This window comes from Cellulophaga baltica, assembly GCF_900102165.1.
Classification (GTDB): domain Bacteria; phylum Bacteroidota; class Bacteroidia; order Flavobacteriales; family Flavobacteriaceae; genus Cellulophaga; species Cellulophaga baltica.
Genome location: NZ_FNBD01000025.1, coordinates 1 through 14,846, shown reverse-complemented (window position 1 = coordinate 14,846; position 14,846 = coordinate 1). Strand labels below are relative to the sequence as shown.

Sequence of the window (14,846 nt, the reverse complement as noted above, 5' to 3'; positions counted from 1 at the left end):
ATCCCTACTTCTGAAGAAGGTAAACTTTCGTTTGGATTAAAAGCAGGCGGACATTTCTTGAACATCGATTTCTCTAAACTTAGAAATTATGGAGCCGAAAGTAACTTGCCCAACGTGGATAATAAATTCTCTCCCAATTTTGGAGCAGGCGTTTACTACCATACCGATAAGTTTTACTCCGGACTATCTGTTCCTAACTTTTTACAGACAGAACATTTTGATAGTGCAGGAACTGATAGTTCCTCTTTCTTAGCAGAAGAACGATTAAATATTTACTTCATAACAGGCTATGTTTTTGATTTGAATCCCAACCTAAAATTCAAACCTGCAGGGCTTGTAAAAGCAGTAAAAGGAGCGCCTTTACAAATAGATGTTTCGGCTAACTTCCTTATTAATGATAAATTTTCTGTAGGAGCAGCGTACCGATGGGATGCCGCAGTGAGTTTATTGGCAGGGTTCCAAATCTCAGAACAATTAATGCTAGGATTAGCGTACGATAAAGAAACAACAGACCTAGGAGCTACCCGTTTTAATGATGGGTCTTTTGAAATCTTTCTTCGCTATGAATTCTTAACACGATACAAAAAAGTAATAACACCACGATTCTTTTAAAAAAGTTTCTTTATAATGCGTAACTATCTGATGCTCAACATCAGAAAATAAACAGGATTTAGTTGAAGTCGTTCACAAGCTTCAGCTTTATCCTTTTTTTATGTAAAATTCGCTTGATACGTATATTTCCTACATAAAAAATACTAAATCTCCATATATTAATTTACCACTTGTCGACACTTATCGGTCATTTGACCACACAAAATTGTACATAACACAACAATTTTTAAAAATTCCTTCATAATTAGTCTTACTTTATAAATAATTAACACATAAAAATTTTTTAGTTAATGATTTAATATACAAATAAGTAAGTTTTATCCTATAAAATTGTATTTTAACATAGAAATACAGCCGTTGAACGATTATATCGATTTTATATTGAACTGAAAGTTGCATTCAAACTGAATTTATTTTCTTGTTAATAAAATCTTAAAAGGTACTTTACCGCCAATCATTTACCAAAACAATCATGAAAAGAAAATACATTAAGTTTAAAATATCAGTAATTCAAATTTTACTCGTTTTTTTTACTGCAAGTAGTTGCTATGCGCAACTAAGCGATGTGCATTATTTACCACCATTAAAACAGGTTTCTAATAATCAAGCAATTGTTCAACAGGCATTTTATCTTTCTACTCCAGAAGCTACGGCTTTCAATGTAAATGTATATCAAGGAACTGGTGCTACTCCTGTCGCTACCTTGTCTATTTCAAATATTACACCTGGGCAGTATAATGTTTCTGATGGTGACAATAATATTAGTCTTGTTGACGAAACTAATACAGGTGTTGTTCTTAGTAATAGCGGACTTCGTTTTGAAGCCCTAGGGGGCGAAAAATTTTATGTGAACTATAGAGGGCGCTCTGGATCTCAAGCAACTTCATTAACATCTAAAGGTCGCGCCGCCGCTGGAAACAGCTTCAAATGGGGCGGTATTCCCAACCGAGCCAACAATGCCAATCTAACCACCACCCTTGGTATTATGGCTACCGTTGATAATACCGTAGTAGATATTTTTGGCTATGACCCTAGTTGCGAATTTAGATTGGGTGCAAACCGAGGTGGAATAACCGCTGATGCCATCCAAATAACTTTAAATGCTGGACAGACCTATGTTTTAGAGGCAGCAAAAAACCAAACAACAGCTAATATTGATGGTTGGATTGGAGCTTCTATCAAATCAGACAGGAAAATTGTAATCAGTAATGGTGGTCTTAATGTAGGAGTTGATAGTGGCTCTGGTGCAAGAGATGCAGCTATAGACCAACCGGTGCCAGAAAATGTATTGGGTAGAGAATATGTGTTTATTCGTGGAAATGGACAAACTAACAATCAAACCGAATTTCCAATTATTATAGGAACACAAAATAATACTCAAATTTTTGTTAATGGTTCAGCAACCGCCATAGCAACAATTAATAACGGAGAGTATTTTGAAATACCAGGTAGTAACTATTCTTCAAATGCAGCAGGTGCGAACATGTTTGTGACTACTTCCAAAGAGGCTTATGCCTATCAATGTTTAACTGGTGCTTCTGGTATACAAACGCTAGGTCTTAATTTTATAGCTCCTGTAAATTGTTTATTACCAAGTGTCTTAAGCAATATTCCGAATATACAAGACGTCGACGGTTTAAACTTTAATGGTGGTGTTACCGTAGTTGCTTCTACAGCGACACCAGATGGTAATATAACCGTAACAGATGGTACTGGAAATGTAGCTTTACCGGCATCTACACCAGTTGCGGGAACAACAGAATGGAAAACCTTTTTTGTAAGTGGACTTACAGGTAACGTATCCGTTAATTCTACAGGACCTATCGCCGTTGGTTTTTTAGGCGCAAATAACAATGCAGGTATAGCTGGTTATTTTTCTGGTTTTGATACAGTTCCGGTTGTAGAACTCGACGTTACAGGTGGTGGTTGTTTGCCTGCAGATGTTTTTGAAGCCACTGGTGGTTTTGATGCCTATCAATGGTTTAAAAATGGTGCTATAATTGCAAGTGAAACCAATAGTTCATTTACCCCTGATACCCCTGGAGACTATTTTGTAAGGGTAACCAAAGGTGGCTGCACCTATGATTCTGCCATACTATCCGTATACAGTTGTGCGCCAGAATTGGTGTTGACCAAAATAGACGATGTGGATCCTATCATTGCCGGTAATGATGTTACATTTACGATTACGGCCGAATATTTAGGTTTTAACGCGATAAACAATTTGGTCATTACAGATATTTTACCAACAGAATTTACCTTGTTCAGTGCAACACCTAGTTCAGGTACATGGTCTGCTCCAGATTGGACGATAGGGACCATGCAAAGAGGTCAGTTATATACACTTGACATAGTTGCTACGGCAAATGATGTTCCTTCGGATATTACTGTGACCAATACCATATCGGCTACTTTTGATGAATCTACAACCGAAGTAAATACTATTACCGATGATTTAGATGAAGAGGTGACCATTTTTGCCGACACGGATGGCGATGGTGCCCCAGATAATACAGATACAGATGATGACGGTGACGGTATCAGTGATGTTCAAGAAGCAATTGACGGAACAGATCCTTTAAATGACTGTAGTTCCGTTGGTGGCACACCGCTCCCAACAAGTGATTGTGATGGTGATGGTGTACCAAATGCAACAGACATATGCGAGGGTTTTGACGATAGCTTAGATAATGATTTAGATGGTGTACCAGATGGCTGTGATCAAGATGATGATAATGACGGTATTTTGGATACTGATGAAAATCAAAATTGCCCAACTCCAAGTAAAATTCTTGTACAAGAAATATACAATAATAATTTTGGTTTTGGTTCAACCAGAGCAAGTGATGCAAATGTAGTTAACCATGGCTACAGGGCTTCAGGTGCCGTTGGAGACGGTTTTTATGCTGTAGCTAATTCTTCCAATCCTGGATTACAATTTTACAACAGAACCAATATAAATGGCAATGTTGATGCCAGTGGTGATACCAACGGAAGGTATTTGGTAGTCAATGTGGATTCGTCGATTCCTATCCCGTCTGAAATATATCGCATCAATTCGTTAAACACTCAAATAGGGCAAGATTATGTTTTTCAGATAGCTTTAGCTGGTCTTTGCGAAAATTGTGGGGATCTTCCAATCCTTAGTCTTAATGTTGAAGATGCCACTAATGTGATTATAGCATCGGTAAATTCTTCTGGTTTAGGTGTATTAAATGATGATATTTGGAGAACGATTGAGGTCAGATTTACCGCGACTACCAATCTATCAAACTTCGTAATCTTAAATTCACAATCAAATGGTAGTGCCGGTAATGATATTGGTATCGATAATGTTAATCTTACTTTATTGGGATGTGATAGCAATACCAACAATATTCCAAATGTTTTAAATAACGATTCAGACGGCGATGGCTGCCCAGACGCCTTAGAAGGTGATGGCGGTTTTGGTTTGGATGATATTGATGCTAATGGAAGACTAACGGGGGGAGTTGACCCAAATACAGGAATACCTTTAGTTGCAGGCATAGGGCAGTCAAGCACAAGTTCAACAGATGATACTGTAACAAGCGGTGCTTGCGATGATGATGGTGATGGACTAACAAATGAAGAGGAAACAACAGGCGTAGATGACCCTTCTACCCCAGCAAATCCAAACGGAGAAACAACAGACCCCACAAATGAAGACACCGACGGTGATGGTATCTCCGATGGTCAAGAAGCCTTAGATGGTACAGACCCTAACGATTCTTGTAGCTCTATAGGTGGTACGCCACTTGGAACTGCCGATTGTGATAATGACGGTTTAACGAACGACGAAGAAACAACAGGCGTAGATGATCCTTCAACTCCAGCTAATCCGAACGGAAATACGACAGATCCAAATGTAGTAGATACCGATGGTGACGGAATTTCAGATGGTCAAGAAGCCTTGGATGGTACAGACCCTAATGATTCTTGTAGCTCTATAGGTGGTACACCACTTGGAACTGCCGATTGTGATAACGACGGTTTAACGAATGATGAAGAAACTACAGGTGTAGATGATCCATCAACTCCGGCAAATCCTAACGGAAATACAACAGACCCTAACGTAGTAGATACCGATGGTGACGGAATTTCAGATAGTCAAGAAGCCTTAGATGGAACAGATCCTAATGATTCTTGTAGTTCTATAGGTGGTACACCACTTGGAACAGCAGATTGTGACAATGATGGATTAACTAACGATGAAGAAACGACAGGTGTAGATGATCCTTCTACCCCAGCTAATCCAAACGGAAATACAACAAATCCAAATGTAACAGATACCGATGGTGATGGCATCTCAGATGGGCAGGAAGCCTTAGACGGCACAGACCCTAATAACGATTGTGAATCTGTTGGAGGAACTCCTTTAGCTACGAGTGATTGTGATGGTGACGGTAATCCTAACGGCACAGACCCTAACCCAACAGTTGCAACTGCAGTTGATGACAATACTACGGCAGATGTTGGTATTGCAAAAACTATAAATATTCTATTTAACGACGATTTTGCAGCGGGAAGTACTATAACGATAACCGGTGGAACGTCTGCTGGCACAATAACGTTAAACCAAGCTACTGGTGAATTAACATATGTAGCAACTGCTGCAGAAGATAATAATACGGTCACCGTAACCTACCAAGTATGTAACGGTACCGTATGTGCAAATGCTACGGTCAATATTACCATACCATCATGTGTAGATACAGATGGTGATAATATATGTGATGTAGATGATACGGCGCCCAATGACCCTTGTGCTCCTATGAGCGATCCTAATTGGTTACCAGTAGGAACAAGTGATTGTGATGGGGACGGATTAACATATGATGAAGAAACTACTGGTGTAGACGACCCTTCAACTCCGGCAAATCCTAATGGTGAAACTACAGATCCAATGGATGAAGATACGGATGGTGATGGAATCTCAGACGGGCAGGAAGCCTTAGATGGTACAGACCCTAATAATGACTGTGATTCTGTTGGTGGTACACCACTTGGAAACAGTGACTGTGATAACGATGGTTTAACCAATGATGAGGAAACTACAGGTATAGATGACCCTTCAACTCCGGCTAATCCTAACGGTAATACAACTGATCCTAATCTAGTAGATACAGATGGTGATGGTATATCTGATGGTCAAGAAGCTTTAGATGGTACAGACCCTAATGATTCTTGTAGTTCTATCGGTGGTACGCCTATTGGAACAAGTGATTGCGACAATGATGGACTAACTTATGATGAAGAAACGACAGGTGTAGATGATCCTTCTACTCCAGCCAATCCTAACGGAAATAGTACAAATCCAAATATAAATGATACAGATGGTGATGGTATCTCTGATGGGCAAGAGGCTTTAGATGGCACTAATCCAAACGATGATTGCGATTCTGTTGGTGGAACACCTCTTGGAACTAGTGACTGTGATAATGATGGATTGACGAAAGATGAAGAGACTACAGGTGTAGATGATCCTTCGACCCCAGCGAATCCAAATGGAAATACAACAGACCCTAATCTAGTAGATACAGATGGTGACGGTATATCTGATGGACAAGAAGCTTTAGATGGCACGGACCCTAATAATGATTGTAGTTCATTTGGTGGAACACCATTAGGAGCAAGTGATTGTGATAACGACGGATTAACAAACGATGAGGAAACTACAGGTGTAGATGATCCTTCAACTCCGGCAAATCCGAATGGTAACACAACAGACCCTCGCGATGCCGATACTGACGGCGATGGCATCAACGATGGCCAGGAGGCTATAGACGGTACAGATCCAAACAACGATTGTGAATCTATTGGAGGAACACCTTTGGCAACCAGTGATTGTGATGGTGACGGTAATCCTAACGGAACGGACCCTAACCCAACAGTAGCAACGGCAGTTGACGACAATACTACAGCAGATGTTGGTGTACCTAAAACATTGAATATTTTATTCAATGATGACTTCCTAATTGGTAGTACGGTAACAATTACAGGTGGTACCGCTGCAGGTACGGTTACTTTTGACCCTATTACAGGAGAACTAACCTATATAGCAATTGCCGCTGAAGACAACTCAACGGTTACTGTAACCTATGAAGTTTGTAATGGTACAGTATGTGCAACAGCAACGGTTTTCATATCCATTCCAACCTGTGTTGATACGGATGGCGATAATATTTGTGATGTAGATGATCCTGCTCCTAATGATCCTTGTATTCCAATGTCAAATCCAGATTGGCAGCCTGTGGCTACTAGTGATTGCGATGGTGATGGATTAACCTATGGAGAGGAGACAACAGGTGTTGACAACCCTTCTACGTCAGCAAATCCTGATGGTGAAACAACAGATCCTAATAATTCAGACACGGATGGTGATGGAATTTCCGATGGGCAGGAAGCCTTGGACGGCACAGATCCTAATGATTCTTGTAGTTCTACAAATGGTACGCCACTTGGAACTGCAGATTGTGATAATGATGGCTTGACCAATGATCAAGAGATTGCTATTGGAACAAATCTTAATAACCCAGACACGGATGGTGATGGTATCAATGACGGGCAAGAAGTAAACATGGATGGCAGTAATCCTCTGGACGACTGTAACTCTAATGGAGGTACACCTCTAGGCACTAGCGATTGTGACAATGATGGTCTTACCAACGATGAAGAAGTTGCTTTAGGAACAGACCCTAGAGACAATGATTCAGATAACGATGGTATTTCTGACGGACAAGAGGTAAATACAGATGATACTAACCCATTGGATGATTGTGATTCTATTGGTGGAACTCCATTAGGAACAAGCGATTGTGATAATGATGGGTTGACTAATAACGAAGAAATAACTGGGGTGAACGATCCATCTACACCAGCCAATCCTACTGGTATTATTACAAACCCTAATTTAGCTGATACAGATGGTGATGGTATATCCGATGGGCAAGAAGCCTTGGATGGTACAGACCCTAATGATTCTTGTGATTCGATAGGTGGCACACCAACGGGAGCTGCAGATTGTGACAATGACGGATTAACAACAGATCAGGAGGTCTCTTTAGGAACAGATCCTAACAATCCTGATACAGATGGCGATGGTGTTACCGATGGTAATGAAGTTGCCAGCGGTTCAGATGCACTAAATCCATGTGACCCAAATAATGCAAATGGATTGTGCGACACAGATGGTGACGGCTTAACCGATTTTGAAGAAATTACTTTAGGTACAGATCCACTAAATCCAGATACGGATGGCGATACGATTCTAGACGGTCAAGAAGTATTGGACGGAACAAATCCTTTAGATGATTGTGATCATGTTGGAGGTACGGCGTTGCCGGACAGCGATTGTGATGGCGACGGATTGACGACTGCCCAGGAAGACGCAATCGGAACAGATCCAGATGTAGCCGATACCGATGGCGATACGATTCCTGACGGCCAAGAGATTGAAGATGGTACAGATCCATTGAATCCGTGTGATTCATTGAACGGAGTTCCAACACTTGATGCCGGTTGTAACGCTGAGGTAGTGGACAGCGGAATAGCTGTTACCAATGAAATCATAACACCGGATAACGATGGTACCAACGATGAGTTCTTGATCGAAAATATCGAGTCATACCCGAACAACACGGTGCAGGTATATAACAGATGGGGCGTGGTCGTTTATGAGATGAACGGTTATGATAATAGAACGAATACCTTCCGGGGGTCTTCAAATGGTAGAGCTACCATAAGCCAAGATTCAGAATTGCCGGTCGGCGTGTACTTCTATGTGATCAAGTACGATAAAGAGGGTAATAACCTTACCAAGTCCGGTTACCTATACATCAACAGATAAAAATTTCCCCTTAAAATAGATACGATGAACAAATATTTCCTGACCATAATAATTACCGTAGCGGGACTCTTTATAGGCCATGCACAGCAAGATGCGCAATACACGCAGTACATGTACAATACCATCTCGGTGAATCCTGCCTATGCAGGTTCCCGAGGGGTGCTGAGTATTGCAGCCTTGCACCGCTCACAATGGGTAGGACTAGATGGGGCGCCAACCACTCAAACCTTAAACCTGCATACTCCAGTGTCTAGAAGAGTGGGTTTAGGACTTTCTATTGTAAATGATGAAATAGGAAATGGTACCAATCAAGATACGTATTTTGATGCCGCATTTTCCTATACCATCCCTACTTCTGAAGAAGGTAAACTTTCGTTTGGATTAAAAGCAGGAGGACATTTCTTAAACGTCGATTTCTCTAAACTTAGAAATTATGGTGCCGAAAGTAACTTGCCTAATGTGGATAATAAATTCTCTCCTAATTTTGGAGCAGGGGTTTACTACCATACCAATAACTTTTACTCCGGACTATCTGTTCCTAACTTTTTACAGACAGAACATTTTGATAGTGCAGGAACCAATAGTTCCTCTTTCTTAGCAGAAGAACGGTTAAATATTTACTTTATAACAGGTTATGTTTTTGATTTGAATCCCAACCTAAAATTCAAACTTGCAGGGCTTGTAAAAGCAGTAAAAGGAGCGCCTTTACAAATAGATGTTTCGGCTAACTTCCTTATTAATGATAAATTTTCTGTAGGAGCTGCATACCGATGGGATGCCGCAGTGAGTTTATTGGCAGGGTTCCAAATCTCAGAACAATTAATGCTAGGGTTAGCGTACGATAAAGAAACAACAGACCTAGGAGCTACCCGTTTTAATGATGGGTCTTTTGAAGTCTTTCTTCGCTATGAATTCTTAACACGATACAAAAAAGTAATAACACCAAGATTCTTTTAAAATAGTTTCTTTATACAAAGTAACTATCTGATGCTCAACATCTAGAAATACTACTGCTATAAAATTAAAATTTTACTAGGTTTTTTTTGCCTATAAGTCTTGCTCATACCACCAAATTAATTACCGTTCACCGACACCTTGTTACAATTGACCACACCTTTAGGGGTGTTCGACAACAAAAAATACGAATAACTTTCTCAAATACTTTACTTTGTTAAAAGTATTAATAAATAAAATAGACTACAGTAATAAGACTATTTATTTTGCAATTTGTAAGTTTTAACTTATTTATTTACTTTTAATCGTACATAAATAACATTTCATCGAAAAATTATTTTTGAGTCCAGTTATAAATTGTAATGATTTTTTTCTTCTTAATGTTAATAAAATATTGATAAAAAAAATTACTGACCATACCCTTAAAACTATGAAAATCCAAAACCAACCATTTACAAAGAAACTCTTAATTTTTATACTTTTGGCATTTACTTTTGCTAGTTCTTATGCCCAATTAAGTGATGTGCATTACATACCACCCATGTATTGTAGCGAATATTCTAGCGGGAACTGGTGGAACGAAGAAATCCATTTATCTACACCTTCATCTACTACATTCACCGTTTTCATTGAAGATGGGGCTGGAAATCCTGTTGGTGCAGGTAACAATGGGACTCCTGGAGCTTATGATATTGCTAATGGAGCTCCATACGTCCTAAGCTTAGGTACTGCTCCTAGTGGGTACGCTTCAGCCCTCACCGCAAACCTAGGTGATGTTATTGATGGCAATGGCTCAGGACTAAAATTGACTGCGAGTGAAAATTTCTATGTTAATTTTAAGGTTAATGGAGGTTCACAAGCAGCTAGTTTAACTTCTAAAGGTACATCCGCATTGGGTACCCATTTTAAGTGGGCAGGGCCACCAAACCGAACAACATATGCCGCAGGTGGTTATTCTGTTTTAAGTATTATGGCAACTCAAGACGGCACCGTCATAGATGTAACAGACTATGATACAGATCTATTAATTCAACGTAATACAGACGATAGTGCAATTACAGATGATGCTCTAAATTTCACCCTAGATGCAGGAGAATCCTACATTTTGGCAGTAAGAGCTAATACAGGCACTGCCAATAGAACCGGATTTATCGGAGCTGATATAAAATCAACGGCACCTATTGCTGTAACTACTGGAGGAACCCTATATGCCATTGCCAACACCGGAGGAAGAGATTTAGGAATTGACCAACTTGTACCTATAGAGTTACTTGGTACTGAATATGTGGTTATACAAGGTAATGGAGGCTCAGCCGAACGTGTTATTATTACGGGTACCGCTAATGGTACATCGGTTAATGTTAATGGTTCCTATTATGGTTCTGTAGAAAATGGTACATTTTTAGAAATTGATGGAAGTGAATTTTCAGCTAACGAAAACATGTTAATTGAAACTACGGGTGCCGTTTATGTACACCATGCAATAATAGGAATTAACGGCGCAACAAACACAGACGGTCTAAACTTCGTTCCTCCATTGTCATGTTTTAATGATAATGAACTTAATGAACTTTCAAGTCCAAGGGTAATTGCAGGAACCTCATATACAGCTTCAAGCTTAATGGTTACCACTATTGCAGGTTCTACACTACTTGTTAATGGAACTGCCACAACTGAAACAGAAAAAGCTGTACCTAACAGTACTACATGGGTTACTTATAAAATACCTATTGATAATGATGGCAACTATTCCGTTAGTAGTAATAATCCAATTGCAGTTAGTTTATTTGGAGGCTCAGGTAATGCCGGATTCGGTGGTTATTTCTCTAGTTTTGGTAGTGCCCCTTATTTAGAGGCAAATCAATATTTAGATTACTGTTATGATGAACTTTCTGTAATTAGTTCAGTGCCTCCAGCTGGGATAACCTGGTATAAAGATGGAGTAGCTATTCCTGGTGAAACAGGAAATACTTTTATTCCTACACAATCAGGAACGTATTCTGCACTAATAGATGTGGCTTTTTGTCAATCATTCACAAGTCAATTTACATATGTTTTTGATGATGATGATCTAGATGGATTGCCTAATGATTGCGATCCAAATGATGATAATATAGATACAGATGGAGATGGGATTCCAGATGGTGCAGATGCCGATGTTGATGGTGACGGAACTTTAGATAACGGACCTGACTGTGATGGCGATGGTATCAATGATTTATTTGATTCAACACCATGTCCTGGTGATGTGGCAGATCCTGCAACAGATAGTGATGGCGATGGAATCACAGATGAAAATGACTTAATAGATAATACTGTTGATACAGATGGTGATGGTTTACCAGATGCTATTGACCCAGATAATAATAATCCAGATACCGATGGTGATGGTGTTCCAGATGGTGTGGATATAGATCCTGATGGAGATGGTATCGCCAATAACGGAACGGATTCCGATGGTGATGGAATAAACGATTTCTCCGATATTGATAATAATCCAGGTGCTCCCGATTCTGACGGAGATGGTATTATAGACTCGGAAGATACAATAGATAATACCGCGGATGCCGATGGAGATGGTTTACCTGATCATTTAGATCCTGATGATGGCAATTGTGATACTGATGGTGACGGCATTGTTGATGGTGCTGATATTGACGTTAACGGAGATGGAACAAATGATAACGGAGCCGATACTGATGGTGATGGGGTGAACAATCAGTTTGATTCTGATGTTGACGGTAACGGAACCATTGATAATGGCCCCGATGCAGATGATAATGGTCTTAATGATGACAAGCAACCATTAGATACTGATGGTGATGGAATTCCAGATGGCTGTGATACGGACCCTTCAAACCCTTGTTCTCCTTCAGCGGACAGTCTTTATGTTCCTGTAGATACCGCTGATTGTGATAATGACGGATTAACCTATGCAGAAGAAATAACTGCAGGTACAGATCCTGACTTGGCTGATACAGATGGTGATGGCATAACTGATGGACAAGAAGTATCAGATGGTACAGATCCACTAAATGACTGCGATTCATTCGGTGGAATTCCCCTTGGAACAAGTGATTGTGATGGTGACGGCGTGCCAAATGCAACAGATGTATGTAATGGATTTGACGATTCTCAAGATAATGATAATGATGGTATACCAGATGGCTGTGATCAAGATGATGACAATGACGGCATATTAGATTCTGTTGAATGCTCATTACCAGAAATTGATCAAAACTTTAATAATTGGTCACTCGGAAGCGGATGGACAGTTTTAAACGGAGGAATACGAGCACGAAATCAAAATAACGAAAGTGATAGTCAAATTTGTTACACAGTAAATGATGTACAATCAATAGCTACTGCTTCTTTCGTGAAGTTCAACTTCTTAGTTAGAACAAATGGATCTAGTAATATTATAGTAAATAGTGGTGTTGCAACGTTGGAATTTCAAATTAATGGTACAACATATACAACTTTTTATAATCCTGGGGATAATTCTAGCACTAATGCCACAGTTAATGCAAGTAACGGTGCGATAGCTTCATTAAGTAGTTTTCCAATATCAACTACATCAGGGGCGTTAACAGATGTTTCTGTTATCATACCATGGTCAGGTGCTGCAACTATGGATATTTGTTTTAATTACTCTGCGTTGCAAGATGATTGGGATATTTCTGCAGTACTAATCGTCGATGCTGATAAGTTTGCATGCGATTCAGATGGCGATGAAGTTCCTGATACTATTGATTTAGATGCTGATAATGATGGTATATATGATGTAATCGAAGCAGGAGGAACCGATACTGATAACAACGGAGAAGCTGATGGAGTTGTAAGTTCTTCAGGTGTTCCAGATACAGCAGGTTCAGGGATAAGCCCTATAGAAACTACGAGTGGTACTCCCGACTATCTCAATTTAGATAGCGATGCGGATGGATGTTCAGACGCAAACGAAGCGTATGATGATAGTACTGCCGATAATAGTGATGGCTTTGAATACAGTAATGCAGATACTGCTACTGTCTCAGACGGATCCGGAATTATTTTGTTGAATGGTTTAGTATCAAGTGCAACATATACCACAGGAAACGTGGCTGCTGTAACTGCAATAGGAATAGATATTGATGGAGATGGATTAATAGGAGCTTGTGATTTAGATGACGACGGTGATGGAGATCCAGACACTACAGACCCAGACCCATTAGATCCATGTATATTTAGTACAAATCAAAATACAGCGAATGTAGAAACTAGCTGGAACAACCTAGATTGTGATGGAGATGGAGAAACCAACGGAACCGAAATTAGTAATGGAACAGATCCAACTGATCCTTGTGATGTTACCGTTCCTTCTGTAAGAACTACCGGTGATGATAATTATGCTATTTGGGCTGCAGCAGATTGTGATGGGGATGGAAATAGTAACGGAACAGACCCGAATCCTTTTACACCTACGGCTGTAGATGATAACACTTCAGCTGATGTAGGCACTCCAAAATCATATAATGTCGTAAATAATGATGACTTCTTAATAGGGAGTACAATAACAATTATTCCATCTGGGACTACAGCCCCTACAGAAACACAACAAACTAATGGAATTGGTCCTATTTCTGTTGATAGTGCTAAAGGAGAAATAACATATACTGCTGATCCTAGTGAGGATCCTGGTTTTGTATATATTGTTTATGAAATTTGTAATGGAACTATATGTGACACAGCGGTTTTGTCTATAGCAATTCCAGCATGTTCAGATGTGGATGGAGACAATATATGCGACATCTTTGACTCCGCAATAAATGATCCATGTGAACCTTCTTCAGATCCAGATTGGCAACCACAAGGCACAAATGATTGTGATGGTGACGGATTGACAAATGATGAAGAGACTACAGGTGTAGATGACCCTTCAACTCCGGCAAATCCAAATGGAAATACAACTGATCCAAATCTAACAGACACAGATGGTGATGGTATCTCCGACGGGCAGGAAGCATTGGACGGTACAGACCCTAATAATGACTGTGATTCTGTTGGTGGAACGCCACTTGGAACCAGTGACTGTGATAATGACGGACTTACAGAAACAGAAGAAGCGACAGCGGGCACAGATCCTAATAATCCAGATTCTGATGGAGATGGTGTTCTTGACGGAACAGAAGTTAACATTGATAATACACTGCCTCTTGATTTATGTAGTTATATCATCTCAAGTGCAACTGAAGCACCAAGCGCTGCATGGAATACAGCTGATTGTGATGGCGACGGTATTACTAACGGTCAAGAAATAATTGATGGTACTAATTCGCTTAATCCATGTAGTCCAGCGCAAGCTGCAGGGTACACAGGATACGATGCTACCAATGCTATTTGGGCAGCAGCAGATTGTGATGCAGATGGTGTAACC

4 protein-coding genes are annotated in these 14,846 nt (G+C 39.9%); all 4 read left to right on the top strand.

Features of this window, described 5'->3' with window-relative positions; translation table 11 throughout:
• Positions 1 to 612, top strand: a 612-nt coding sequence (locus tag BLQ19_RS20305; RefSeq protein ID WP_074539580.1) for a PorP/SprF family type IX secretion system membrane protein, incomplete at its 5' end; no start/stop codon positions are given.
• Between the two features lie 472 nt (positions 613 to 1,084).
• On the top strand, positions 1,085 to 8,479 hold the full coding sequence (locus tag BLQ19_RS20300; protein ID WP_074539579.1) for a T9SS type B sorting domain-containing protein: 7,395 nt from the start codon (positions 1,085 to 1,087) through the stop codon (positions 8,477 to 8,479).
• A gap of 24 nt (positions 8,480 to 8,503) precedes the next feature.
• A complete protein-coding gene (locus BLQ19_RS20295; RefSeq protein ID WP_074539578.1) occupies positions 8,504 to 9,436 on the top strand; it encodes a PorP/SprF family type IX secretion system membrane protein in 933 nt (310 codons plus the stop codon).
• Between the two features lie 427 nt (positions 9,437 to 9,863).
• The coding region (locus tag BLQ19_RS20290) for an IgGFc-binding protein (RefSeq protein ID WP_496559468.1) at positions 9,864 to 14,846 on the top strand (4,983 nt) is incomplete at its 3' end.